We start from the raw sequence: 25,067 nt of genomic DNA, 5'->3' as shown, positions 1-25,067 counted from the left end.
CTCCTGAGGGAGATAGCGGTAGCTTGATACCCCACAGCGCAGCGAGGCCACTGAAAAACTGATAACGTAACGTTTTAAATATTTCCTAGCTGATGATTGGAGCAAAAGGCGAAGACTCCTGAGGGAGATAGCGGTAGCTTGAGACCCCGCAGCGCAGCGAGGAGGCTCAAGCACCGCCCCTAGGAAAGCGAAGCCATTTGCGGAAATCATCAGCGGTGTTTAATCATCAAACTCCAATCAAGATACTTTTTTAGTGGCTTCAGGCGCAGCGAGGAGGCTTTTCTCAGCCCCTAGGAAAGCGAAGCCATTTACGGAAATCATCAGCGGAGTTATATAGAACAAAAAATAAGGGTTATGCAGCACAACGCTTGCATAACCCGATTACATATTATATAAGTGCTCTGAATTATTCAATGAAACAACAGATAAACCTTCATCATTTTTCCTGATAATGTGCATTCCTGTATCTCCTGTCGGGAACTTAATGTTCGTATGAACGGGTAACTGCAGCAGTGCTTTCAATAAATTAGATGTAGTTCCCCCATGTGACACAATCGCAATTCTGACAACAGCAGAACTCTCAGTTAAGATTTTTGATAACGTCATTTCGGCCCTCATGCGAAATTCAATTTCAGATTCTCCATTCTGAATCCTCTCATGTGGTTTTCTTCCTCCCGGCGGCAATGGATACTTAGTAGCTGCCACTTCTCTAGGTAAACCTGCAAGGACCCCGTTGTTAAATTCCATCAGACCTGGTTCCTTGATTACCATGCAGCCCACTTCTTCAGCCAATATAGCGGCGGTTTCTGACGCTCTTTTTAATGTACTGGTCCATATGATATCCGGAGGACAATGCTCGTTTAATCGGCAAGCCAGCCTTTTTGCCTGCATCTTTCCAAGTTCTGTCAAAGGGTAGTCTGCTCTCCCCTCATGAACTTGAAGAATATCTGCTTCTGATTGTCCATGCCTTATTAATAGTATCTCCAAAGATGCACCCCCTTTTATCTATAAATTTAAAATTATCTTAAAACTATGAACTGTGTCAATATGATTACGAATATTTCTTTAATAATACAAAGGAATTCGAACAAAAAAGTTAGTTACCCTCAGCTAATGCTGCCAAAAATAAATGATGGTCCCAGGTGCTTTGAATATTGGCCGGACCTTCCCTTTGCGCTTCGTTCTGTAACGAATGAAGGCTTCTTTTGTTTTATTTCCTTGTCACTCAAGTCTTCATATCGACGATGAGCACTTCCCTACTCCTCCTATCTCGTCTTCAAGGTCTTCATAGCGGCCATGAGGACTCCTCTACTCCTTTTTCCTTGTCACCATGGTCTTCATACTGGCCATGAGGACTCCTCTACTCCTTTTTCCTCGTCATCAAGGTCTTCATACTGGCCATGAGAACATCTCTACTCCTTTTTCCTTGTCACTCAGGTCTTCATCACGACGATGAAGAGTAGCATGAAGACTATTCTACAATTCAATTATTTTATTAATTCATTAACAACAAAAAAACACACCCCATTGAGTGTGTCTTTTTTTGTTGTTATTTTTTCTCGGCTTCATCTACCGGTTCTTCCACAGCTTCATTTTTTTCTGCGACCTCTTTGGTAATAACGCCGCATGCAATTCTCTCTCCTGAATCACCAGCGGGTTGGGTCATGCCATCATCAATATTTTCTGTAATGATAATAGCCGTCCCATCTTTGCCGATTAAGGAGGTTTTCCCCTCCTCTAATGTTGCTTGTGGTGCCATCAATTCTGCAATGACCGTCCCGTCATCTTCCACAATAATATTCGGCAAGTCTCCTACATGCGCTCCTTCAGGGTGCATTAAGCCATGCTGCTTGTCATCAGGATTAAAGTGATTGCCTGCCGTTTTAAAATCTGGTGCATCGCATAATCCTTTTTCATGAATATGTACTGCATGCTCTCCGGGAGGAAGTCCCTCTAGATTCAATTCAATCTTCACGCCATTTGGATCTTCCGAAACCTTTGCAACTCCTAGAGAGTCACCCGTTGCATTAAATATCTCCACATCAAGTGCCGTTATTTTGCTTTCCATACACCCTGTTAAAACTAAGCAAAGCAGAAAAGGCAGGATAAACATTTTTGCCCGCATAAACTAGTCGACCTCCCATTACTCGTTTTACCAAAGTTTCCCCGAAAATGACGGGGAATATGTTTTTGTACAATAAAAAAAGGCTCACTCACCATAATTGGTGAATGAGCCCCTAAACATTTCAATCCTTAATAACTTTTTCCCTTCGCAACTGTTCCTCTAATGCCTTCGCCTTCTGGCTTTCTCTTTTGGATACTTTAATAATATATCGAAAAACAAAAATGGCAGCTATAAAGAAAATGGCAAAGGTAATCCCTGCAGGAATGTATTCAGATTTATCTTCTGGAAAATATAAGAATAGTTGTAACATAAAAAAATTAAGCATCGTTACCACACGACCTTTCAAAGGTTATGAACGTATTCATTATATCAAAAGTTTCTGCAAGGAACCAATCTAGCACACACTTCCTTATTTTACTACGGTCATTTTCTCTATCACGACATCTTCTACTGGCTTGTCCGCTTCACCAGTCTCCACTGTTGCAATGGCATCAAGCACTTCCATACCTTCCACCACTTGTCCAAATACGGTATGTCTGAAATCTAATCCAGGTGTCCCGCCATTCTCCTCATACAATTCAATAACTTCTTCAGGATATCCCGCTTTGATCATTGATTCCATAGTTGCCTCATCTACCTCTTTAGCATGAACAATGAAAAATTGACTTCCGTTAGTATTCGCTCCAGAATTCGCCATAGAAAGAGCACCTCTGAAGTGCAGCATCTCACGACTGAACTCGTCTTCAAACGGTTGACCATAGATACTTTCTCCACCTCTACCTGTACCTTCTGGATCTCCGCCTTGAATCATGAAATCTTCTATGACACGATGAAAGATCAATCCATCATAGTAGCCATTTTCTGCATGTGTAACAAAGTTCTCTACTGCTTTAGGTGCTGCATCCGGATAAAGGTTTACAACCATTTTCCCTTTTGTTGTTTCTATTTCTACAGTACGAATTGTCTCACTAGTGTTCGTAAATTGTTGAAACTCACCAACTTCAACTTCCTCACCGGCCCCTTCATCTTCTGTGTCTTGTCCAGCATTTTCTTCAGTCTGTTGTTCATTTGTTGCATTATTGCCAGTTGCATTTTCTTCATTTGTACTTGTCCCACAACCTGTTACAATAAGAAGTAGCGCAAGCATCATAATCATCAATTTTTTCACGTGTGTCACACCCCATATTTTATTTACTTAACAAGATATTACTAAATATAACAAAAAAAATCACTATCTTAATACGAAAGGGGACTTATGATGGAGAAAATAGAGATCGGCAGCATCGTAACCGGGATTTACAAAACTGGAAAATATATTGGGGAAGTAACAGCTATTCGCCCTATGCATTATTTAGTGAAAGTAAAAGCAGTAGTGAAGCATCCACAGCAAGGGGATTTGCACGCACCAAAAGAAACGGACGTTCCGCTCTTTCATGAGCGTCGGGCTTTGGCTTTTCATGAACAGACCAACATACCTAAAAACATGGTGAAGCCCTATGATGGGGAAGTTCTTGATTACAAAGAATCATTGAAAATTGCACTAAACTCAGCAACGCAAGCACTCGAGAATGACGATAGCCTTTGGGCAAAAAGAAGCATAGAAAACTTTTCCATTCTAATCAAGGATTATAAGCTTTGATACTAGCAAACTAAAAGCCAAATCTCCTGTTTAAGGGATTTGGCTTTTTATAAGGCATATTTATTTATTATCTTGGAAAGGTCAATTCGGTCTCCAATGGTAGTAGGTTCTGGTTTGGCAAGATAACTTTTGTCCTTTTCAACGAGTCGAAAGATATTAAATGTCGTAAGCGCATCATCAAGTGCCCGATGGTGCTTACCTGTTCCTTCCTTTCCGTATTCTTGCACAGCTTTCCATAGCCCGGTTTGATTTTGGTCACCAAAGAATTTCTTGTATTCCATCGAAAGATCAACATGCTTGCACGTCAACGGAAAAGGTACTCCGTGATAATCACAGTTGTTTCTTAGCACCTTCATGTCCATATTCCCCCACGTTACAACTGTTCCCCTCTCTTGCACGTTATAGGAATTCAAAACATCTATCAACTTTTCAAAACTTGCCCCCTCAAGGACATCCCTTTGACTGATATTTAAGAAAGACTTACAACGGTTAGTCAAAGTTGGAAATGCGGTTGGGCGGATATAGTTTGAATATTGGTCCATTATTTTATCTTTTTCCACTGCAACAATTCCAGCTTCAATGATTTCGGGGAAAAAATTTTTTGGATAGTTTCTATTTTCGGGCATCGTAAATTCAAAATCAATAAACAAATGTATCGGTGTTGATTTCATGGTTCCCCTCCCTCTTTAATTTTCAGAATTTTATTACTATATTATATCACGGTGAATAACGTTTTTAGCACGAAATTCACTCATTTTTCCAAAAATAAAGCTTGTTTTGTTGATTTTCCTGGAGAATGCGTTATTATTTAGTTATACGAAATATTTAAAATCCGAAATTTATGAAGAGAAGGTGACGATCATCTCCATATCAGGACGAAACTTGTTCATCATGTGGATTGCGAACTTTTTCGTTGCTGCTAGTGCTACTATGATTCTCCCTTTCTTATCCTTATTCATTGAGACGTTTGGGAATTACTCCGATTCCTATGTACAGCGTTGGTCGGGGTTTATTTTTGGCATTACCTTTCTCACAGCGTTTTTCGTTTCACCGATTTGGGGGAGAATTGGGGATAAGTACGGGTTTAAGCCGATCTTGTTGTTAACAGGAACAGGGATTGCAACCAGCATCCTGTTGATGAGTGTTGTGGATTCTGTTCATGGACTGTTCATTCTCCGGATGTTCATGGGATTGGCAACCGGATTCATCCCGACTTCAATGGCTTTAATCTCCTCTCAAGCACCAAAAGAGATTGCAGGAAAAACACTCGGAACCTTACAGACAGGTACGGTTTCCGGCGGACTCCTCGGCCCATTGATTGGCGGCATGCTTGCGGATTCCTTCGGCTTTGCCTACACGTTTTTCCTTACATCAGCCCTAATTTATTTAGCTGTGATTCTAGTGGCATTCGGCATTAAAGAGAAGAAAAAAAGTTCTGCAAATCAAAAAGAAAAGAAATATTCACGGAAAGAAGTACTGCAATATATCCTACAAAAACCGCTATTGCTTAAGATTATGTTCTTATCCATGTTCATCCAGGCAGCTAATTTTAGCATTCAGCCCTTACTTGCACTTTATGTGAATGAATTAACAGGTGGAGTCGCAACAAATATCGCCTTGCTTGCAGGGTTTGCATTCTCTGCCACAGGCTTTGGTAATTTGTTAGCGTCACGGAACTGGGGAAAACTTGGGGATAACATTGGCCATGACAAAGTCATCGTGATTCTTATGCTTGCAAGCTCGATACTCTTTATTCCTCAAGCGCTTGCCACGTCGCTTTGGCAACTTGTTCTGTTCCGTTTCTTGTTTGGCATGGTGGTAGGTGGTTTGATTCCATGTATGACCGCATATATCCGTAATGTAGCTCCGTTATCCATGCAGGGAGAAGTGCTCGGCTACAATGTCAGTTTCAGATTCCTAGGGAATGTTATTGGACCTGTAATGGGTGGAATGATTGCTGGCTTTTACGGGATTACTACTGTGTTCTATATCACTAGTTTTATCTTTTTATGCTCAGGAGTGATGTTACTCTATAGCATTCTTCATTCAGAAAGTGCGAAGAAAACGGCAGAATCTTAAAATGTTTGGTTTAACCGCCTCCCAATATCCTGTATTCTACTAGTAAAAGGACAGGATATGGGGGGTTTTTTTATGGCGAGCATTCCATTGGAAAGGTATCAAAATGAGTTAATCGATTTGTTTCGGACAAATCGGAATGAATGGAATAGAGAGCCTATGGAAAATTATATGCGCAATCACTTCTCGTTCTTAGGGATTAAGTCGCCTGAGCGAAAAGAGTTCTTAAAAAGATTTTTTGTGGAATATGGCAAGCCAGAACGAGATTGGATTAAGCCGCTTGTAACTTTTTTATATACTCAGCCTGAAAGGGAGTTCCATTATGCGGCCCTCGCGATGATAGATGTTCATATTATGAAGCTGGACGCTGAGTGGCTTCCCTTTTTGGAAGAATTGATTAGTACAAATTCCTGGTGGGACACAGTGGATCATATTGCACCACATCATGTCGGGGCAATTTTGCTGAGGGAGAAGGCAAGTATAGAGGATTTTCCAGATAGGTGGGTTGAGTCCGAAAATTTCTGGCTGCAAAGATCGGCTATTCTTTTTCAATTGAAGTACAAAAGTAAGACAGATGCTGAGAAGCTGTTTTCCTATATTGAGGCTACAAAGGGGTCTAGGGAGTTTTTTATTCAAAAGGCGATTGGCTGGGCATTAAGGGAGTATTCCAAAACTGCTCCAGCTAAAGTGCGGAGTTTCATTAACTCTACGGAGGATTTGGCGCCACTTAGTCGACGTGAAGGGCTGAAGCATTTGGCGAGGAGGGGAATGGAGGTTTAAAACCCCCACTCCTCTTCTCTTTTTCTTTCTTTACCTTTTCTTCAAAATAGCCATGGTACAACGGGAAATACAAATCAACGCGTCTTCCTCATCAACGATTTTAATATCCCAAACCATTGTAGATTTCCCGCGGTGTAATGGAGTTCCGATTGCCTTCACTACCCCATCCTTTTTCCCTTTTAGGTGATTTGCATTTATCTCCAAACCGACACAGATTTCGATTTCCTTGTCAATCAGATTAAAAGTCCCGATACTTGCAATCGTCTCAGCCAAGGCTACTGACGCTCCTCCATGCAACAATCCGAATGGTTGATGTGTGCGTTTATCTACTGGCATAGTGGCCACTGCTCTTTCTTCCGACAGTTCTACAATTTCGATTCCAAGTAAGTCTATTAGTGTATTTTCTAGTTCCAATTCTGTTTCCTCCTTTATTTCTGCTTATCTCTTAATAATACTACTGCAAAAAGAAAATACACAGAGAATAATACAAAAATAGGAATAAGTGCCGTCCAATCCAGCATGGATCTCCCCCCTTTTTGCATAAAAAATTAATGTTTGTGTTAAAAACAGACCGCCACCTTCCAAACTGGAAGACGAAACGGTCTGTTTTTTTAATATATATATTCAAGATTAACAGAGGCTCTAATAGTAATTTCTTGTGGCTCAATTGGTGTGCTTGCTTTTTCTTGAACAGACAAAGAGGCATAACGTGGCCCTGCAAATACCTGTTGTGTAACCTCCTCCACCTTCATTGGTACGGGAGAAAGGCAAACTTGTAGAGTTACAGCCATTGCATGTGCCTTTTTCGCCCCATCCACAACTGCCAGCTGCAAGACATGACGATAGATTTCGTTATAATTAGAAACTTCAAAGGATACACTCTCAGAAATATTTGCACCATTTTCAAATGCCAAATCGACGATGGTGCCAGCTTTTGTAATATCTCTGACTGCTATGCGGAATATGTGGCGGACTTCATAGCCTGATAGGACAGAATTACCTGATGGATCTGTTTCATAACGCGGAAATGAAGTATAAGAGGATGTTTCAATGTCTTCTCGAGGAATGCCGGCTGCTATTAGGGCTTGAATCATTCGATTAGCTATCAATCTATTTTCTTCTTGCGCTCGTTGTACATCAGGATTGGTGGTGACCACTCCTAATTGCAGGTACGCAATATCCGGTTGGACTTCTTTTTTTGCCGTTCCTTGAACAAGCATCGTTCGTTGCAACATGACCACCATCCTCTTAACCTTTTATTCTTAGTCTATGAGAGGACGGCCTAACATATACGTTAACGATACTTTTGGAAAATAAAGCTGGGGTCGTTTTGTTTTTTGTACCTGTCATAAGCAAAGTACAACAAGACAAAAACAAATGCGGCAATCAGCAACTCCAATCTAAACACCACGAAAAGCTGTGCATAGTTCCACACTAGCCTCCCCATGAAGAAGAATGTCGTCACCCAAAGAATTGCAGATGTATAAGCTGCTATGGCAAACTGATAGTATGGCAGTTTCATAAATCCAGCCAAAAAAGGAACGACATTTCTCACTCCGGGCAGGAAATAGGAAATACATAATGCATAGGCATGATATTTATTTAAAAGTTCTTCCCCCTTTTCAAAGGAAGCTTCCATTTTCTCGTGTTTCTCAAGCTTTGAATACACGCCTTTCCCTAAGAACCGTCCTAGAAAGTAACAGGTGGTTAAACTTGCTATCACTCCTAGATAAATTGTAATTAATGCAGGCGATGTTTCAAGGAGTCCCTTTTGTGCGACAATCCCTACTGAGCTCACAAAAACTTCATTAGGGACCGGGATACCAAACATCCCTAACCAAAGCCATAAAAATAATCCTATATATCCAAATTCCTTTATTATTTCTAAGATAATGGTGAAATCCATGTGACCCCTTCTTTCTGCCTGAAGCAAAGTTTGTTATGCTTCCAAACGCCATTGTCACTGTATAGTATTTATTCCTTTTATATTTTATAAATAAACTATCAAACTCTTTACCAATTAATGCTAGGGAGGTTATTTCCATGAAAAATAAGACAGTCATCATTACAGGTGCTTCCGGAGGCTTTGGAAAAACATTTACAAAAGCTTTTCTAAAAGTGGGATATCATGTAGTTGCAACGATCAGGGATGAAGCGAAGAAATCCACCTTATTGGAAGGATTGACTCCAATGGATACGGACAATCTGACTTTTGTTTTATTGGATGTAACAGATGAAGAATCTGTTAATAATTTCGGTAGCTTTGTTCAAGGTCTAGACCGTGTGGATGTGCTAATCAATAATGCAGGTTTTGCTGTTGCTGGTTTTGCTGAAGAGTTGAGTATGGAGGAGTATCAGTTCCAATTGGAAACCAACCTTTTGGGAGTAATGAGGGTAACAAATCATGTGCTTCCGATGATGCGAAAGAAAGGCAATGGCAGAATTATCAATATTAGCTCCATCAGCGGCTTAATTGGCTTCCCCGGCCTTTCCCCTTACGTTTCCTCTAAATACGCTTTAGAAGGGTACAGTGAGAGTCTCAGACTGGAGGTAAAGAAGTTCGGCATAGACGTGGTCCTTGTGGAACCAGGCTCGTTTCAAACGAATATTTGGTCTTCTGGCACCCATATGTCATCCAAAGCTGGAAACTCCGATTCCCCATACCTTGAATTGTTTACAGGAATGAATAACAGACTTCAAAAAGATCGAGAAAAGTATGGGGACCCTGTTGAAGTTGCTAACCTGGTGTTGAAGATAGCCGATATGAAGAAAACTCCCACACTCCGCTATACCGTCGGAAAGGGTGTAAGACTCTCTCTACTTGCCAAGCGTCTATTGCCATGGGGAGTATGGGAAAAGATTGTATTAAGCCAATTAAGAATTAAAGACTAAATAGAAGGGTGACAACTCTCCATTCCTTTTTACATTACATATAGTACTGTACCGATGAAAAAATGGAGGATACGTCATGCATTTTTATCAAACTCCTTTACACCGCCCTGTATATTATCCAAGAAATGTTTATTTTCCTGTTTACACGCATGCAATGCCAAGACCATATTTCCGGGTCTACCCCGAAGTGGATCCTACTGTTTTTACTGAATCGGCAGAATCCATGCAGCAATTGATGAAAGAGGCCAGCATCATTTTGCAGAAGCTGTCGGATTCCAAAGAGTTTGCATCGGAAGTGATGGCAGCTGCACAGGCAGGGAACAAAGAAAAAGTGTCTCAGTTATTACTTTCAACGGGTGTGCATTCCGGTGTGAAAGTGGACTTTAACCCGGATGGCATTAACTTGAATATGACATCTGAAATTGAAGGAAAAGATTGCTGCCACTTGACCATCTCTTTAAGATGGGGATGACAAAAAGGATTACAGGGTCGCCTGTAATCCTTTTTGTTGTTATGGATTATTCCGTTGCGTCATCTGTTCCTTCAAGTTGTTCTAGGTAGGCTCTCGCGCCTTTTGCTTCAAGCTTCACTTCTCGGAAGTCGATGTGATGCTTTTTCTTAGAAACACCATCCATGTTACCTAACAAGAATTTAAGACCTAGCTGGGCACCTTCTGGTTGTTCCCATTCAAATTGATAGTTTTGCGGTTTTGGACCGATTTTCACTACATCTTCAAAAAATCTGTGATAGTAAGGGGCGCCATTATCCACTACAACTTCAATTGTTCTAGGGTGATTTGATCTTGTTTCCACTTGAAGTTCATATGTTCTGCCACCTGAAAGCTCAAGATCCTCTTGGAAGAACATGATATCCCAAGGGTTAGTACCTAGGTTTTCTACAGTAACAGTGGCATGTTCGTCCTTCGCTTTTACTTGCGCTTTAGAAGTACCCTCATACTCTCCTTGCACATGCAGATTCCAGTTTTCGATGCTATTAATAAGATCGCTATTCTTAAGTGGGAACAGCTTCTCTCTTTCTCCTGCTACTTCCACTTTTACATTATCGATGACTACCTGGTGCTCTTCATCTGTAATTTCGTTACCTGCTACGTTTCCTAGCAAATATTTAAGATCAAGTTGCTTATCCTCGTTAAGTGTTACTTCAAAAGTGTAAGTAGTAAACTCTGGAACAAGTGAAATCAACTCTGACAAAGAACGGTTATACGAACTGTCCTCTAATACCACTTCCATATTACGCGCTAAAGTCGAAGAAGCATCAAAGGAAATAAGATACGTATTTCCGCCTTTCATCTGCAGGCCTTCTTGCATGAAGATGACATCCCATGGGTTCCAACCTACATTTTCAATTGTTGTTACCGCTTTTCCATCTACCACCTCAAAGTTAGCGTCAGAAGGTCCATCATAAATCCCTTGGACATGGTTGTTCCAATGCTCAAGACCGAAATTGAACTTACCGTTTGTTAGTGGGAAAATATCTTCAAAAGACAGAACATCTGCACGCAGTTTCTTTGCAAACATGGATACATTATCCAATGTTATGGATCCTGTATTTCCACCTAATAAAAATACTAGTTTTGCTTCTGAGTCATCTGCATTTTCCGGTCGGAAGCTAAACGTTTTGTTCTCTCCCGCTGTAGAAAGGGAAATTGTTTCCCATCCGGAATAATTTTCAATTCCATCTTTACTTACAACAGCAACCTGGATGTCTCTTCCTTCTACAGCACTAGCATCAAAGGAAAGTGTATACTCATTGTTACTCTTTATGGAAATACCTTTTTGAACAAGTTGAACAGAATCAGGTACTCCGTCTTCTTTTACATCCACCTTTAATGCTCTTGTATCTTCTTCAACATATCCTTGTGCGTCTGCTCCATCTAAGATAAGATTCCAATATGTCATTCGATCCATTCGACCCTGATCAAAGGTCCCATTATAAATATGGTTGCCATTACGTAGCGGTGGCTTCGCTGCGTCTTCGTTGTATGGATCGATGGCTTCTATTTCTTCTACTTTCACATTTCCAATCCAAACAGAATTTGTATTTAAACCCATATTGAATTCCAGACGTGCTTTTGCATCTGACTCTGCTTGCATTTGATACGTATATTCATAGCTTTGTAGTTCAGGAGTTAAGGCTACCTCATAATTTGGGGAATAGAGTGACCAACCTCGAGCTTCTCCGCCACTTACTTTAAGATTCATATTTCTATTTGAAGCAGCTTTTGCATTAAAGCTAATTTTGTATGTTCTCCCTACTCCTGCAGGTACATTTTGAATCAACTGAATGGCATGCGATTGTGATCCCGCTTGACCTATATCAATCTTTGCAAAACCACCTTCTACTGAAGCGCTTCCATTTCCTCCAAAATCATTTAAATGAACAAAGTTCCAGCCTTCTTCATCGAAAGTTTCCGTTCCATTCTTGATTTCGGTGAATCCATTTTCAAAAGCAGTATCATAGATGTAATTACCATCCACCGGTTCCTTGGATCCCTCTGGTAAATCCTCTTTTTCAAAAACAGGTTCCACAGGCTCACGATATTGATCTTCGTCCAATTCATACACCTTTACATAGTCCACTTCCATTTGACCTGGGAATTCGGTGGAATCATTTGGCCCTCCACCATACCAGCCTCCAATTGCCAGGTTAAGAATTAAATAAAATTCCTGATCAAAAGGTGCAGGGTAGGCGTATTTTGTGCCATTTTCAGTGTTGAAGCTTGTCCAGTTATTCAGCGTTTGAAAAAGTTCTCCATTAACATACCATCTGATTTCTCCAGGCTCCCACTCTACAGAATAGACATTGTAATCTGTGATGTCCGAGCCCTCACCAAAGTGATAGTCATCTGCAGTATACGTATTATTCGGCCATTGGCTGCCATAATGGATAGCGCCGCCTACTTTATTTAAGTCGCCTCCAGCTGCCTCCATAATATCAATCTCACCCGATGCAGCCCAGCCACCGTACTTGTCTTCTTCTGGCATCATCCAGAAAGCAGGCCAGTATCCTTGTCCGGCAGGCAATTTGATTTTCGCTTCAAACTTTCCATACTTTTGGTTGAACTTCCCCTTTGTATGAATTTTTCCGGAAGTGAAGCCGTATGTTCCATGTTCATCTGAAGCAGCTTCTTTTTTCCCAGTAAGGACCAGCTTACCATCCTCAATTGTTACATTATCTTCAGAATAATATTGAAGTTCTTGATTCCCCCATCCAGGAACATAATTGCCGTCTGGCTGAACAAAGCCATTTCCTATATCATACGACCATTTGTCTTGATTCAATTCAGGATCTGTGAAATTATCCTCCCATACTAACTGCCAATCTTTTTCTCCATCTGCCATTGTTTGATTGCCCTCACCTTTCCCTACAGCATCATTGGAATATGCTGGAGAGTACCCCGTTGTCAGCAAGCATGCTGCCAACATGACCGTGAAACCTTTTTTCAACACATTTCTTCCTCCTCATCCTTTTGTGATCTTCTTCCTTAGAGTTAGCCCATCACCTCCCTAAAGTAATCAGGTAAATACTACGGTTGTAATAGATCTTGCAGGAATAGCTAGGTCCATTACTTCCCCTTCAAGTTCTATCGACATTTCTTTTTTCGCTTCTGTTTCATTTAAAAGAACAACGGCAATGCTCTCATCTTCATTTCTGAAAGCGACAAGTGAAACATCTGCAAGTTCTGTTTCATGAGCAATTCTCTTCGCACCCGGCTTGATGAACTTACTAAAGTGTCCAATATAATAGTAAGAACTGTTAAAATGGACCTCGTCTTTTTCTGTATCAGCTATGATTGGAGCATCACAATAGTTGCCTACATGGTTTGGTCCACCTTGAATATCAAGCACAAGGTTCCAATCAATGAATCCTTCCAGCCAGTTGTTCATATCCCCGATGATGTTTCTAGCATAGCGTTCTCCTGTATGCCATGCACCAAGCTTCACTCCACCTTCAATACAGCCTTCTGTAAACAATAAGTGTTTGTCGGGAAATGCATCATGTACTTTTGATAGATTCTCAAACTCCTCTGATACATACCAGTGGTTGCCTGTTCCCCATACATATTTAGCCGCTTCGGGATCGGATAACACGGCAGTCGCCCGCTCCACGATTACATCACGGTTGTGATCCCAAATGATGATTTTTTTATCGCCAAGACCGTTCTCTTCCATAATCGGACCTAAGAAGTTCTTCACAAAGTCTCGTTCTTCCTCTGCTGTATAAATACAAGAATCCCAGACCTGAGTCGCTTCCGGTTCGTTTTGCACCGAAATCCCCCAAATTGGAACACCTTCCGCTTCCATCGCCTTGATATATTTCACATAATAATTAGCCCATGCTTCTCTGTACTTATCTATTAACTTGCCACCGTGATTCATTTCGCCATTTGTTTTCATCCATGCTGGTGGACTCCAAGGCGATGCTAGTATTGTTATTGTTTCTTGCACTTCTGACTCTGCTGCTTTGATAAATGGAAGAACGTACTTTTGTTCCCGCTCTATGTTGAAGGACTCCAGGTTTACATCTCCTTCTTCGACGTATGTATAGTTGCCCAGCGCAAAATCACTGCTGTGGATTGCTGTCCGACCAAGGTTATATCCAAGGCCTGTTTCTTTATTAAAATAGGCGTTAATAATGGCATCTTTGTTGGCTTCTGATAGCTGCGACCAGTTATATGCAGCCGCTTCCGTAAATGCTCCGCCGAAACCCAGCCATTCTTGATGTTGTTTTTCAGGAAAAAGCTTTAACAAGACAGCTTTGTCACTCTTTTGTTTCCATTCGATGTTGTTTACTTGTTCCCAAGGTCTTCCCGTCTCTTTTCTCGTTTGAATAACCGTAATATTCTTCATAAAATGACCTCCTTTTATTGAGTTCGTGCCAAAACCAATTTACCTTTTCAAAAAAACCACTCAATCCTGAGTGGTTATATACTTCTTAAACTAATAATCTCCTGATATCTCTTCGCACTATCTTTCAAAATTCTTTCCTGCGTTTCAAAATCCACATACACCATGCCGAAACGCTTGTCATAACCAAACGCCCATTCAAAATTATCAAATAAAGACCACAAGAAATATCCTGCGATATTCATTCCTTCTTCATTCAACTCAGCAACAGCTGTAATATGCTTCTCAACATAGTCTTTACGTTCATGGTCATGTACACAACCATCCACAACTACATCGTCATAAGCCGCACCATTTTCTGTGATATAGATTGGTAGATCCGTATAGTTCTCTCGAAGTCCTCTAATTAATTCCTTGAACTCTTGTGGAGAGATATCCCAGCCCATTCCCGTTTTCGGGTAATCAGAGTATGCACCTTTATTTAGCATTGGTGAACTTGGATCAAACTCAACCAATGATCTTGCGTAATAGTTGATTCCAAAGAAATCACATGGAGTTGAAATCGATTCCAAATCTCCTTCTTGAATAAAGTCAAAGTTATGAATCAACTTGGAAAACAGATTAATCATATCCATTGGATAAGAACCTTTGAAGATTGGATCAAGGAACCAACGGTTAGCATAGCCATCCGAATTGTTTCTTGCAATCTGGTCATTGATGGTATCTGTTGGAGCATAAGACGGAGCTAGGTTCAATGTAATTCCAATCGGTGTAGAAGATCCGAATTTACCTTTTAACAATTTAACCGCTTCTCCATGAGAAAGTAGGATATGGTGGGCTGCCTTTACTCCTTCTTCAAGGTTTGTATGTCCAGGAGCATGATGTCCAAGGTGATAGCTCAAGAAACTCGCACACCACGGTTCGTTGTGAGTAATCCAAGAGTAAACTAGGTCATCTAACTCTTCATAACACTTCTCGGCAAACTCCATGAACCAAGAAACAGATTCACGGTTAACCCATCCGCCTTGCTCATGTGCCCACATTGGAAGGTCCCAGTGGTATAACGTAACCATTGGCTTGATACCTGCTTCCAATAAGCCGTTAATTAACTTCTTATAAAAGTCCATACCTTCTTGATTATAGACACCTTGTTGTGGGAAAATTCTTGGCCAAGCGATAGATAAGCGATAAGAATCTACCCCCAGACTTTTGATAATGTTGATGTCATCTTCATAACGGTGGTAATGGTCACAAGCCACATCTCCTGTGTCTCCGTTCCACACCTTCCCCGGTGTTCTTGAAAAAGTATCCCAGATGGATGGAGTACGACCTCCTTCATCGTGTGCTCCTTCTATTTGGTAGGAGGATGTTGCTGTTCCAAAAATGAAATCCTTTGAAAAATTTAACATGCCGTTCACCTCTTCTATTTATCTAGTTGTACATTGTCTGAACTATTCTTTAACTGAACCTGCTGAAATACTGCTAATGATATATTTTGATAGGAACAAGAAGATAATCATGATTGGTACAACAGATATCGCGATTCCTAAGTACATAGAGCCTAAATTCTCTGCTACCTTTGATCCTCTTAAGAAGCCCATCATGACCGGTAACGTGTACTTTTCCGGACTGAATAGAACTACTAATGGAACAATGTAGTTGTTCCAAGATCCGATAAAGGTAAAGATACCCATTGTAGCTACTGCCGGCATCATGATAGGTAAACCTATCGTATGGAAAATTCTTATTTCACTTGCTCCATCCATTCTAGCTGCCTCTAAAAGAGTAGGATGCAGGGTGGAGACAAGAAATTGTCGTAGGAAGAAAACAACGAATGGACTTGCAATAGCTGGAATAATTAATGCAATATAACTATCCAATGTTCCTAAGGTTTTGTTTAAATCATAGAATCCAATTAGACCTAATTGGCCCGGTACCATCATCAAAATTAATACAGATACGAAAAGAAAATTTTTGCCTTTGAAGTTATAAATGGCAAACCCATACGCCGTCAATGCGGAGAAATAGGAGCTTAATATAGTTACACAAATTGCAATAAATACACTATTACCGAATCCTTGCCAAATATTAACGAAACTTATCAATCTTTCATAGTTTTCCATGATTGCGCTACCTGGTAAGAGGGTAAACCCTTTTTGCAGAATCTCCGAATTGGATCTCGTAGCGTTGATAATCATCATATAAAATGGGATAAAGCTAATAATCGCAAGCAATATTAAAAGCCCGTAGAGGATGCTCTTTACAAAAATCCTTTTATTCACACTTACTCACTCCTAATCCATGCTTTTGCGGTACATAGCTTTAAATGTTGCAAACGAGAAGATTAACGTAATTAAGAATAATCCGTATGCGACCGCTGCGGCGTATCCATAGTTGTTAAATTTAAATGCCTGGTTGTACATATATAAAACCATTGTGTTTAGTGATCCTTGCGGTGCACCCATACCATCCGTTAATAACATCGGCAATTCGAAAATCTGTAAGCCGCCAATCAAAGAAGTGATCATGATATATAACATAATCGGCTTTAACAATGGCAATGTAATATGGAATAACGTTTTCCAACGATTCGCTCCATCAATAAGTGCCGCTTCATAGTAATCCTTTGAAATACCTGAAATACCTGCCATCAATACGATAAATGTGTGGCCAAACCACATCCAAGCCCCAATAAGAGCAACAGACCATTTTGCTGTAGTTGGATCGTTAAGCCAGTTGATAGGCTGAGAGATAATTCCTAAATCCATCAATAAATGATTCAATGTACCATGGTGCCATCCTAGTAAAATACCAAACAATAAAGCTACCGATGCAATAGTAATCAAGTTGGGAAGATAAAGTACCGCTCGGAAGAAACCAAGCCCTTTCATCTTCAAGCGAATATCGGAGAACAAAATGGCAAGCCCCAATGCTATAAGCATTTGAAAGAAGAAATTGACTCCCCATATGTACCAAGTATTGAAAAATGCCTGTAAAAAGTAGCTATCAGTAAGTAGTCTTGTATAGTTAGCCAATCCAACAACCTCAGGTACTCCCATACCGGAGTAGTTCGTGAAACTATAATAGAAGGTTAGTACAATTGGATAGATACTAAAAATCGCAAAGACGATAAAAAATGGGAGGATGAACAGATATCCATAATGATCTTTTTTCTTCAAATCAATCGCCTTCTTTCTTATAACTCTGTTAATAAAAGAGATGATGTGTTATATGAATAACCTAGCTGTGGATTGGAGCACATGGCGCAGACTCCGGCGGGAGATAGCGGTAGGTTGAGACCCCGCAATGAAGTGAGGAGGCTCAAACACACGCCCCGCGGAAAGCGAAGCCAAGTGCGTAAATTCACAGCGGCAGTTAACAGAGCTTACTTTAAATGATGGGTGGGAGCTAAGTTTCAGCTCCCACCACATCCCTTGTTGCATTATTCAGGTGTCTTAATATCCGGGTATGCATTTTTCACTAAACGATAGAACTCTTCTATTGCTTCTTCTTTTGTTTTCGTTCCTTCCACATACTCCCCAACCATAGATCCAAAGAATCCATCAATCTGTTGGTCATATTTTGTTACAGTACCTGGGTTGATGTTTGCAGCTTCCTCTAAGAAGAACGTATAGTTGTTTTGTCCGCCTAAGAATGGCTCTTGGAACTCACCCTTGATTTTCTCTGTTACTGGTAAGTAGGATAGAACATCCCCAGTTTCTGTTGCCCAATCAGTTAAGAACTCTTCGTCATGTGTCATCATTTGAACGAATTTCCATGCAAGATCTTTATTTTCAGACCCTTTGTAGATTCCTAACCAAGTTCCGCCCCAAAAGTATGGGTTCGGACCGTTTGTTACTGCCCAGTCTCCAACCGTTTCTTCTGTATTTGTTTTTAGAACACTGTGAAGACCCCAAGTTGGTAATGCATAAGCGAACACTTCTGTTTGATTAGAACTGTCTTCTTTCACTTCTTCCCAACCTGCATTGTAGTTGATGGGCTCATCCATTGCTGCAAACCATGCAGGAGACCATTCTGGTGCAAATGCAGTTAAATCTTTATCACGTAATTCTTTCGCATAGTCGAAATAGTTGATTCTTCCTTCTGTAAGAACAAGCTCGTTGTTTTCATTTACCCAAGGTTGTGGATCTTGACCTTGTGCAAACCAACGAACAGCTCCTTCATCAGGGAATAGACGGTAACCAGCGGATTTTAATTCTTCTCCAACTTCAAACAAACCGTCCATTGTGCTCATTCTTTCGCCAATCTCAGTAGGATCATCAGTACCTAGTACTTCTTTAGCGATACTTCTTCTATAGAAGATACCACCTGGAGTTGTTTGCCAAGATACAGCTTTGATTTTACCTTCTGAATCTTTTCCTAGATCAAATACATAAGGGATATAGTCATCTTCCCACTCTTGTACATTGTAAGGCTCTTGAGAAAGGTCTTCCCAATAATCTTGTTCTACCCAGTCTTTAATAAATGCAAGTTCTCCTGTAAATACATCCGGAGCTCCTTGACCGCTTTCCAATACTGGACGTAAACGCGTAGGATAATCTTCAATTGGAATAATGGTTAAATCAACCGTTACTCCGTTTTCTTCTTTAAATACATTGATTGGTTCTTGTAGCTCATCCGTGAAGGACCAGACAGTTAAATCTGCCTTCTTAGAAGAAGAAGAGTTACTACAAGCTGACAATAAACTTAGCGTCATTACTGCAGTAATAAGAATTAATAACTTCTTTTTCACAAAAATACCCCCCTGTTTAGTTGTAAAAAATACTAAAGCGCTTTCGAAAATGGATATTTTTTAACTAAAGCGCTTTCGTTTTATGGATAAAAAGAGAACTTGTTAGTCCCCTCTTCACTCATCAATTTTAATTACCTTACACGTTTCCCTGATAATAAGCTCTACTGGAATGGTAACGGCTTTGTTGAGCTTTGTTTTGTCATTGATCTGATCTAATAACAGATCGGCAGCTGTGGAACCAAGTTGACTCATATCCTGTTTGACCGTGGTTAATGGAGGTGCAATATGTTTAGCAATTTCAATATCATCATAACCGATTACTGATATGTCATCTGGTACGGACAACCCAAATTCTCGTATTGCTTTCATCGCACCAATTGCCATATTATCTCCTGCAGCATAGACTGCCGTTGGACGATCATCAAGTGATAACAATTCTTTCATTGCCTGTTCTCCACTTTCCAAGGAGAAAAATCCACCATTTACAATGTAAGATTTAGGGATATCTAAGTTATGTTTTTTAACTGCTTTTATAAAACCCTTTAATCTCTCCGTTCCCGCATACGTTTCCTGATGTCCGTAAATGTGAGCAATCTTTCTGTGCCCAAGCGAGTAAAGATAGTCAACTGCCAACACACTTCCATAACTATTATCACTATAAACAACACTTGATTTAGAGCTATGCATATCAATAATAACCGTAGGCAATGGTGACTCCATCAGTTTTTTTACTTCTGGATCATCAGATACAGAACAAACTACCACTACTCCGTCCACTCCTCTATGCCGGAAGTGGTCTAGATAGCTTTTTTTCTCATTAATGATGTTTCTTGAAACAAATAACATGTCATAGCCAAACTGCTCTGCTCTTTGCTTAAAACTTTCAATCACGGCATTGAAAAAGGGATGTTTAATACCAACACCTAAGTTTTCCATAAACACCACACCGATTGTCCAAGATTTCTTGGTCATCAATGAGCGTGCGTGGGAATTGGGGTAGTACCCCATTTCTTCTACAGCTTCAAGTATCTTCTTTTTGGTTTTCTCACTTACATCTGTATAATTATTTAATACTTTTGATACAGTTGTAATAGAAAAGCCAGTCTTTTTCGCAATATCATAAATAGTTGTCATTGTTTTCCCTCTCTCGAACCGAAAGCGCTTTCGAAAGTAATTATAAAATATAATGAAAACGTCGTCAATATCTTTTCCGAAGAAAATTCAGAAAGATATCCGTAATGTTACTGGTAATTCTCCCCTTCTCCAAATTTCCTCCTGCACTTTAAACCTTTTCCCATCTATTTCGTTATAATTAGTGAAGGATTCAATAATGAATGGAACGAAAATCTCAAGTAGTTGAACAGACTATTTCAGGAGTTAAACAGAAAGTAGGATTCACCATGATCGAAATACGCAATCTATCAAAAACATATAAACAACAAAAAGTGCTATCTTCCATCAACCTGCGCATCTCAACAGGAATATTCGGTCTATTAGGTCCCAACGGTGCAGGAAAATCAACACTGATGCGAATCATGGCCACTTTAATGAAACCATCTTCAGGAGACATTCACATTGACTCCATTTCCATCCTCTCGCATCCAGAAAAGGTTAGGAGAATGATTGGATACCTGCCCCAGCACTTCCATGTCTACCCCCAAATGTCGCCAGTGGAGATATTAGATTATGTAGGGGTGATGAAGGGTTTAACGAACAAGAAAGAACGCAGGGAACAGGTAGATCACTGGTTACACGAGGTAAACTTAACATCGAGAGCCTATGAAAAGATCAAAACATTTTCCCATGGGATGAAGCAGCGTGTCGGCATTGCCCAAGCGTTTATGGGAAACCCGAAACTAGTTATTTTAGATGAACCGACTGTCGGGTTAGATCCAGAAGAAAGGCTGCGCTTTCGCAATCTCTTATCTAAAGAAGGGCTAAACAAAAGTATCCTTCTCTCTACCCATGTTGTAACAGATATTGAAAGCAGTTGCTATGAAATAGCGGTAATGAGAAGAGGCGAACTGTTATTGGATGCTACAGTCGATGAATTGAAAGAGTTAGCTTGTGGAAAAGTGTGGGAAGGGGTTGTTCCATCAGGATATCTAGAAAACTTGTCAGAGGATACTGTACTTTGCTCTGAACATCGTGGCAGCTCTGTGTATGCACGAGTTCTGGCAGATGAAAAGCCGTTTTACGGAGCAATGATGCAAGAGCCTAGTTTAGAGGATGGTTATCTTGCCTTATTAGGAGGCCCATCCTCATGAGATTCATAAAACAATTACAACTAGAGAGCCGGTTTCTTTTAAAGAATTGGTTCTTCCTTTTAGCACCACTTGTGTACGGGATAAGCATGTCGTTATGGATGATTAATAGAAATGAAGCGACTACAAATGTTATGGGGCAATATGCAGCCGGTTTTTTTAAAGCAAATAATGAATTCCTTGCAATTGGCCATACCCTTTCACTCGGAGTACTATTTTTAGCAAGTGTCCTTTCCATTAGGAGAGAGAAACAGACAGTGTTACTAGATTGGACGAATTCCTTGCCAAATTCTTTTTTGTCCATTATTCTAGCAAAATTTTTATCGCTTGTTATTTACAGCGGTCTGTTTACTTTATTTTATTTCTTGGTGTTTTTGTGGCAAGGTTTTTCCTTTGGCAAAGATCTATCCTATTTACTGGAGCATGGCGTATCATTTTCTATTCAAAGTCAATTTTCTTATGCTGTCACCATCTCACTAGGGATGGTATTGGCTGTTCTTATAAATAACAGGATAGTTTATATCATTGTATTTTGCGCTTGGATGTTTGGGACATTCTTTATGGAAGGATATATTATTCAACGCTATCAATTATATTTTTTAAAGACGTTTCATCTTAACCAGTTCTTCATGGATATTTCTCATTCTGATGATTGGGGTTACCGTTTATCTAGAAAAGAAACCTTGTATTCGCAGTTATTTGTCTTGTTTTTCAGTCTGTTTTTGTTGGCAATTACGATTATGAAGTCATCCACTAATCGAATTTCTTCTTTTGAAAAGAGGAAATGGACTTTCTTTGGACTCGTTACCGCCCTTACCATTGCATCATTTTTTCCCTACGGTTCATTATGGACGGAACGTATAGGTCATTATAATGAGTTGAAAGCAGGTGCTGTTGAACAACAGTGGGAAAATGGAAATCTACTCGACACAGTAGGGGAGTTTTACACCGTTGATAGCTACACTATAACAATGGAACATGTAGGAAATGATAGGTTTCATGTACGAGCAGAGATGATTATTCCAAACACGGAAGTAAACTCCTCTCTAAACTTTAGTCTATATCCCTCTTTTGAAGTGGAAACTGTATCTTGGAACGGGGTAAAAGCTGATTTTAAGAAGGATCATCACCTCATCACCGTTCAGGACCTAGGACAACAGCCAATGAACAGGTTAGAAGTAGAGTATAGCGGAAGTCTTAATGAATGGGGACATGTATACGGAAAAGAAAGAAATTTTGCTTTCTTGAAAGGAGAGGATATGTATCTCCCTTCTTATATAGGTTGGTACCCTCTCCCAGGGAATTATCCAATTTATACTTTGTTTAATATGGATACAGAAAATTATATTCATACCATCCAGTATAATCGGCATTTAGAACTGAACCAGGAGCTTCCCGCTTCCGACTTTCAAGTGGAATTGATGAACTTTGACTCTCATGTTTTTAGTACTGGTCATTCCAGCAAAACAACAACAGATGGGGTGCAGGTATTTACTAGTGAAAATGCAAAAGGTATTACACTTTTTTCAAATAAAGGACTTATAGAAAATACGGAAGACATCCCTATATCTATTATTGCTCATAAGGAAAACAACCAATTATTACAGCAAAAGCTTGCAGACATGAAAGATGTTGAAGAGTATTTCCAGAGGTGGCTTGGTGAAGCATTCCAACAAGACATGAAGTTAATTTACATTCCATCCCTAGATTTTGTAGGTGCGGAATATTATAACACCAATCTTTTTGATGAAGCCCTCTTCTTTGATGATAGCATCCAGACATACGTACAGGTTGATAATGGAAAAATGATAAATAATACGATGACAGATTTGAAAACCAGGTTAATGACGTTTTTACTGTTCAAGCACAAATCGCTAAACCATTACTACTACGAAGTCCCTGGGGACTCTGTATTAAAGGGGCTCGTTGAAACATACCTGCTTGTTTTTTATAAAGATTATTATGATTTTAAGTGGAATGATTTTGAGCAATTTAACGGTACAGAATTCTATTACCTTTCCACTGTCTCTCATATTAACTGGATGACCTCATCCGAAGATATGACTACCTTAGAAAAGTTTAATGAGCTGATAGACTCTTACAAACTTCAATATAATGAACAAGTCGTATTGATGGTGGCAAAGGAATGGGAGAAAGGAAATAAAGAAGAAGTAAAACAGATACTAAAGGATATTTTTCAAGACATAAAGAACAATAACAAAGATTCCTTCACCTATGAAGAATGGATGACCTATTGGAATCGTACGTTTGAAAGCGGGGGAATGCGGTGATAAGCGATGAAAGGCTTCTCGAACAGATGGCTGAGGGTGACCAGGCGGCATTTGAAGCATTTGTTCACAGGTACCATGTACCGATACATCAATATACAGAAAGGCTGTTGAAGGACTCTAAAAAAGCAGAGGATGTTGTCCAAGAAACATTCATCCGCCTTCTGAAGCAGCTAAAAACCAAACAAATACCAACATATCCGAAGGCCTGGCTGTACCGAGTGGCTTCTAACATCTGCAAGGATTATTGGCGTAGTGCTCAATATCGTTCAGAAGATACGGCAAAAGAGGAATTGCCGGTTACAGTGGACCAACAGGCATCGGTTGTTGAAATTTATGAGCGTCAAGAAACGAGGAAAGAGATGTTAACTTCTTTGAAAAGTTTGTCAGAGTCACAACAGCAAATTGTGACATTAAGATTTTACCAAGACATGAAGTTAAAAGAAATTGCAGACATTCTCGATCTACCTCTCGGAACGGTTAAATCCAATTTATTTCATGCTTTAAAGAAACTTAAAGGGGTATTATCAAAAGAAGCGGAAAAGGAGGCGGAAAAAAATGAAGGAACAACACAACCAGGACCAAGAGCTGTATCAACTAGAAGATGAGATGAAAGAAATGTTTTCTTCATATGTCGTCAAGTCGCCATCCAGTCAGGATACAAAAACATTGCTGGCAGCCCTGCAACCTACATTTAATGAAATTGGAACTTCACCCGTAGAAGAGTTTAGACAAGAAGCTATACAACCGCCAAGCTTTCTTTCTCAGTTAAAAGCACAAATCTCTTTTTATCAATGGCACTTCTGGGTGATGAGTACGCTCATTTTTGTCATGCTGACGTTATTCTCATCCAACGTTTATGTTACAGAAGCAACACAATTTTATCAGTTTGCTATTCCTTTATCGATGTTAGTCGGTGTGTTTTATACGTACCAAACATGGAATAAACAAATGAGGACCATTGAGAGCATTACACCTTTTCCACCTGCCTTGTTATTGCTAACTCGGATGGTCATCATATTAGCCTTGAATATTATGTTGGGTATCTTGGGATCCTTGTACCTTAGCTTTAAGGTACAACATTTTCAACTGCTACCCTTTTTGTTAGATTGGATTGCACCTGCCATGCTAATCTATGGAATGATTGCCTATGTGATGATGCGAAAAGGAGTAAAGTTCGGTCTTGCCTTTGGGATAGCAGCATGGATAGCCCTTATGGTTGCAGGCGCACTTTATCAGGCACAAGGTTATGCATATATTCCGTTTTCACATAGCCAAGTAGCAGGCATTCAAAGCTTCTTTGTTACTCTTGGTCTATTTCTTCTATTCTTGGCTTATAAAAAAAGCCTGAAACTGCAAACGATGTTTCGTTAATTGAGGCG

General features: G+C 40.0%; 24 protein-coding genes. 9 read left to right on the top strand and 15 right to left on the bottom strand.

What is annotated here, in order from left to right; translation table 11 throughout:
* Positions 1-381: 381 nt before the first annotated feature.
* The 4 genes from FZC76_RS16505 to FZC76_RS16490 form a co-directional block, all read right to left on the bottom strand.
* A complete protein-coding gene (locus FZC76_RS16505) occupies positions 382-987 on the bottom strand; it encodes a histidine phosphatase family protein (RefSeq protein WP_148989269.1) in 606 nt (201 codons plus the stop codon).
* A gap of 562 nt (positions 988-1,549) precedes the next feature.
* Positions 1,550-2,125: a superoxide dismutase family protein gene (locus FZC76_RS16500; RefSeq protein WP_148989268.1), complete on the bottom strand. Its 576-nt coding sequence runs from the start codon at positions 2,123-2,125 to the stop codon at positions 1,550-1,552.
* Positions 2,126-2,246: 121 nt separating this feature from the next.
* Positions 2,247-2,450: a hypothetical protein gene (locus tag FZC76_RS16495; protein ID WP_148989267.1), complete on the bottom strand. Its 204-nt coding sequence runs from the start codon at positions 2,448-2,450 to the stop codon at positions 2,247-2,249.
* Positions 2,451-2,534: 84 nt separating this feature from the next.
* Positions 2,535-3,293, bottom strand: coding sequence for a peptidylprolyl isomerase (locus FZC76_RS16490; RefSeq protein WP_148989266.1), 759 nt, complete (start codon positions 3,291-3,293; stop codon positions 2,535-2,537).
* A 90-nt stretch (positions 3,294-3,383) separates the two neighbouring features.
* Here FZC76_RS16490 and FZC76_RS16485 point away from each other — a divergent pair, with 90 nt between their 5' ends.
* Positions 3,384-3,764: a kinase-associated lipoprotein B gene (locus FZC76_RS16485; RefSeq protein ID WP_148989348.1), complete on the top strand. Its 381-nt coding sequence runs from the start codon at positions 3,384-3,386 to the stop codon at positions 3,762-3,764.
* Between the two features lie 47 nt (positions 3,765-3,811).
* Here the strand turns inward: FZC76_RS16485 and kapD are convergent, their stop codons facing one another.
* On the bottom strand, positions 3,812-4,435 hold the full coding sequence (gene kapD / locus FZC76_RS16480; RefSeq protein WP_148989265.1) for a 3'-5' exonuclease KapD: 624 nt from the start codon (positions 4,433-4,435) through the stop codon (positions 3,812-3,814).
* A 220-nt stretch (positions 4,436-4,655) separates the two neighbouring features.
* Here kapD and FZC76_RS16475 point away from each other — a divergent pair, with 220 nt between their 5' ends.
* Together FZC76_RS16475 and FZC76_RS16470 are read left to right on the top strand one after the other, a co-directional pair.
* Positions 4,656-5,843, top strand: coding sequence for an MFS transporter (locus FZC76_RS16475; RefSeq protein ID WP_316246619.1), 1,188 nt, complete (start codon positions 4,656-4,658; stop codon positions 5,841-5,843).
* Between the two features lie 72 nt (positions 5,844-5,915).
* Positions 5,916-6,620 carry a DNA alkylation repair protein gene (locus FZC76_RS16470; RefSeq protein WP_148989264.1) on the top strand — a complete coding sequence of 235 codons (705 nt, stop codon included), beginning with the start codon at positions 5,916-5,918 and terminating at the stop codon, positions 6,618-6,620.
* Between the two features lie 30 nt (positions 6,621-6,650).
* On the opposite strand, the gene FZC76_RS16465 is transcribed toward FZC76_RS16470, so the two are convergent.
* From FZC76_RS16465 to FZC76_RS16455, 3 genes are all read right to left on the bottom strand, one after another.
* A complete protein-coding gene (locus tag FZC76_RS16465) occupies positions 6,651-7,034 on the bottom strand; it encodes a hotdog fold thioesterase (protein WP_148989263.1) in 384 nt (127 codons plus the stop codon).
* 197 nt (positions 7,035-7,231) lie between these two features.
* Positions 7,232-7,855: an SIMPL domain-containing protein gene (locus tag FZC76_RS16460; protein ID WP_187442114.1), complete on the bottom strand. Its 624-nt coding sequence runs from the start codon at positions 7,853-7,855 to the stop codon at positions 7,232-7,234.
* Positions 7,856-7,914: 59 nt separating this feature from the next.
* Complete coding sequence (locus FZC76_RS16455) at positions 7,915-8,526, bottom strand: DedA family protein (protein WP_148989261.1); 612 nt, start codon at positions 8,524-8,526, stop codon at positions 7,915-7,917.
* A 137-nt stretch (positions 8,527-8,663) separates the two neighbouring features.
* On the opposite strand from FZC76_RS16455, the gene FZC76_RS16450 reads away from it, so the two are divergent.
* The gene (locus tag FZC76_RS16450) at positions 8,664-9,512 is read left to right on the top strand and encodes an SDR family oxidoreductase (protein WP_148989260.1); all 849 of its coding nucleotides are present in this window, start codon (positions 8,664-8,666) and stop codon (positions 9,510-9,512) included.
* A 76-nt stretch (positions 9,513-9,588) separates the two neighbouring features.
* Complete coding sequence (locus FZC76_RS16445; RefSeq protein WP_148989258.1) at positions 9,589-9,984, top strand: hypothetical protein; 396 nt, start codon at positions 9,589-9,591, stop codon at positions 9,982-9,984.
* A gap of 46 nt (positions 9,985-10,030) precedes the next feature.
* Here the strand turns inward: FZC76_RS16445 and FZC76_RS16440 are convergent, their stop codons facing one another.
* From FZC76_RS16440 to FZC76_RS16410, 7 genes are all read right to left on the bottom strand, one after another.
* Positions 10,031-12,982, bottom strand: coding sequence for a carbohydrate binding domain-containing protein (locus tag FZC76_RS16440; RefSeq protein WP_148989257.1), 2,952 nt, complete (start codon positions 12,980-12,982; stop codon positions 10,031-10,033).
* A gap of 66 nt (positions 12,983-13,048) precedes the next feature.
* Positions 13,049-14,383 (bottom strand): glycoside hydrolase family 30 protein, encoded by a 1,335-nt coding sequence (locus tag FZC76_RS16435; RefSeq protein WP_148989256.1) that lies wholly within the window; start codon positions 14,381-14,383, stop codon positions 13,049-13,051.
* A 74-nt stretch (positions 14,384-14,457) separates the two neighbouring features.
* Positions 14,458-15,789 (bottom strand): GH1 family beta-glucosidase, encoded by a 1,332-nt coding sequence (locus tag FZC76_RS16430; RefSeq protein ID WP_148989255.1) that lies wholly within the window; start codon positions 15,787-15,789, stop codon positions 14,458-14,460.
* A gap of 42 nt (positions 15,790-15,831) precedes the next feature.
* The gene (locus tag FZC76_RS16425) at positions 15,832-16,662 is read right to left on the bottom strand and encodes a carbohydrate ABC transporter permease (RefSeq protein WP_148989254.1); all 831 of its coding nucleotides are present in this window, start codon (positions 16,660-16,662) and stop codon (positions 15,832-15,834) included.
* A 12-nt stretch (positions 16,663-16,674) separates the two neighbouring features.
* Positions 16,675-17,559, bottom strand: a complete 885-nt coding sequence (locus FZC76_RS16420) for a carbohydrate ABC transporter permease (RefSeq protein WP_148989253.1) — start codon at positions 17,557-17,559, stop codon at positions 16,675-16,677.
* A gap of 263 nt (positions 17,560-17,822) precedes the next feature.
* Positions 17,823-19,133 (bottom strand): ABC transporter substrate-binding protein, encoded by a 1,311-nt coding sequence (locus FZC76_RS16415; RefSeq protein WP_148989252.1) that lies wholly within the window; start codon positions 19,131-19,133, stop codon positions 17,823-17,825.
* A gap of 114 nt (positions 19,134-19,247) precedes the next feature.
* Positions 19,248-20,267 carry a LacI family DNA-binding transcriptional regulator gene (locus FZC76_RS16410; RefSeq protein ID WP_148989251.1) on the bottom strand — a complete coding sequence of 340 codons (1,020 nt, stop codon included), beginning with the start codon at positions 20,265-20,267 and terminating at the stop codon, positions 19,248-19,250.
* Between the two features lie 200 nt (positions 20,268-20,467).
* On the opposite strand from FZC76_RS16410, the gene FZC76_RS16405 reads away from it, so the two are divergent.
* From FZC76_RS16405 to FZC76_RS16390, 4 genes are read left to right on the top strand one after another with little or no spacing between them, the layout of a single operon-like run.
* Positions 20,468-21,400, top strand: coding sequence for an ABC transporter ATP-binding protein (locus tag FZC76_RS16405; protein WP_262372669.1), 933 nt, complete (start codon positions 20,468-20,470; stop codon positions 21,398-21,400).
* The gene (locus tag FZC76_RS16400) at positions 21,397-23,688 is read left to right on the top strand and encodes an ABC transporter permease (RefSeq protein ID WP_148989250.1); all 2,292 of its coding nucleotides are present in this window, start codon (positions 21,397-21,399) and stop codon (positions 23,686-23,688) included. The genes FZC76_RS16405 and FZC76_RS16400 overlap by 4 nt, the downstream gene beginning before the upstream one ends.
* Positions 23,685-24,293 (top strand): RNA polymerase sigma factor, encoded by a 609-nt coding sequence (locus FZC76_RS16395; RefSeq protein WP_148989249.1) that lies wholly within the window; start codon positions 23,685-23,687, stop codon positions 24,291-24,293. The genes FZC76_RS16400 and FZC76_RS16395 overlap by 4 nt, the downstream gene beginning before the upstream one ends.
* Complete coding sequence (locus tag FZC76_RS16390; RefSeq protein WP_148989248.1) at positions 24,244-25,059, top strand: hypothetical protein; 816 nt, start codon at positions 24,244-24,246, stop codon at positions 25,057-25,059. Before FZC76_RS16395 ends, FZC76_RS16390 begins: the two co-directional genes overlap by 50 nt.
* Positions 25,060-25,067 lie beyond the last annotated feature (8 nt).

The sequence above is a fragment of the Sutcliffiella horikoshii genome, from assembly GCF_008180725.1.
In the GTDB taxonomy this organism is placed as follows: domain Bacteria; phylum Bacillota; class Bacilli; order Bacillales; family Bacillaceae_I; genus Sutcliffiella_A; species Sutcliffiella_A horikoshii_B.
The sequence above is the reverse complement of the archived record's forward strand: the minus strand, read 5'-3'. Positions and strand labels throughout refer to the sequence as shown.

Bases quoted from the DNA above. Each gene is read 5' to 3' on its own strand.
- FZC76_RS16500 (WP_148989268.1), bottom strand. From the start codon at position 2,125: ATGCGGGCAAAAATGTTTATCCTGCCTTTTCTGCTTTGCTTAGTTTTA.
- FZC76_RS16495 (WP_148989267.1), bottom strand. From the start codon at position 2,450: ATGCTTAATTTTTTTATGTTACAACTATTCTTATATTTTCCAGAAGAT.
- FZC76_RS16485 (WP_148989348.1), top strand. From the start codon at position 3,384: ATGGAGAAAATAGAGATCGGCAGCATCGTAACCGGGATTTACAAAACT.
- kapD (WP_148989265.1), bottom strand. From the start codon at position 4,435: ATGAAATCAACACCGATACATTTGTTTATTGATTTTGAATTTACGATG.
- FZC76_RS16475 (WP_316246619.1), top strand. From the start codon at position 4,656: ATGTGGATTGCGAACTTTTTCGTTGCTGCTAGTGCTACTATGATTCTC.
- FZC76_RS16470 (WP_148989264.1), top strand. From the start codon at position 5,916: ATGGCGAGCATTCCATTGGAAAGGTATCAAAATGAGTTAATCGATTTG.
- FZC76_RS16460 (WP_187442114.1), bottom strand. From the start codon at position 7,855: ATGTTGCAACGAACGATGCTTGTTCAAGGAACGGCAAAAAAAGAAGTC.
- FZC76_RS16455 (WP_148989261.1), bottom strand. From the start codon at position 8,526: ATGGATTTCACCATTATCTTAGAAATAATAAAGGAATTTGGATATATA.
- FZC76_RS16450 (WP_148989260.1), top strand. From the start codon at position 8,664: ATGAAAAATAAGACAGTCATCATTACAGGTGCTTCCGGAGGCTTTGGA.
- FZC76_RS16445 (WP_148989258.1), top strand. From the start codon at position 9,589: ATGCATTTTTATCAAACTCCTTTACACCGCCCTGTATATTATCCAAGA.
- FZC76_RS16435 (WP_148989256.1), bottom strand. From the start codon at position 14,383: ATGAAGAATATTACGGTTATTCAAACGAGAAAAGAGACGGGAAGACCT.
- FZC76_RS16430 (WP_148989255.1), bottom strand. From the start codon at position 15,789: ATGTTAAATTTTTCAAAGGATTTCATTTTTGGAACAGCAACATCCTCC.
- FZC76_RS16410 (WP_148989251.1), bottom strand. From the start codon at position 20,267: ATGACAACTATTTATGATATTGCGAAAAAGACTGGCTTTTCTATTACA.
- FZC76_RS16405 (WP_262372669.1), top strand. From the start codon at position 20,468: ATGGAACGAAAATCTCAAGTAGTTGAACAGACTATTTCAGGAGTTAAA.
- FZC76_RS16400 (WP_148989250.1), top strand. From the start codon at position 21,397: ATGAGATTCATAAAACAATTACAACTAGAGAGCCGGTTTCTTTTAAAG.
- FZC76_RS16390 (WP_148989248.1), top strand. From the start codon at position 24,244: ATGAAGGAACAACACAACCAGGACCAAGAGCTGTATCAACTAGAAGAT.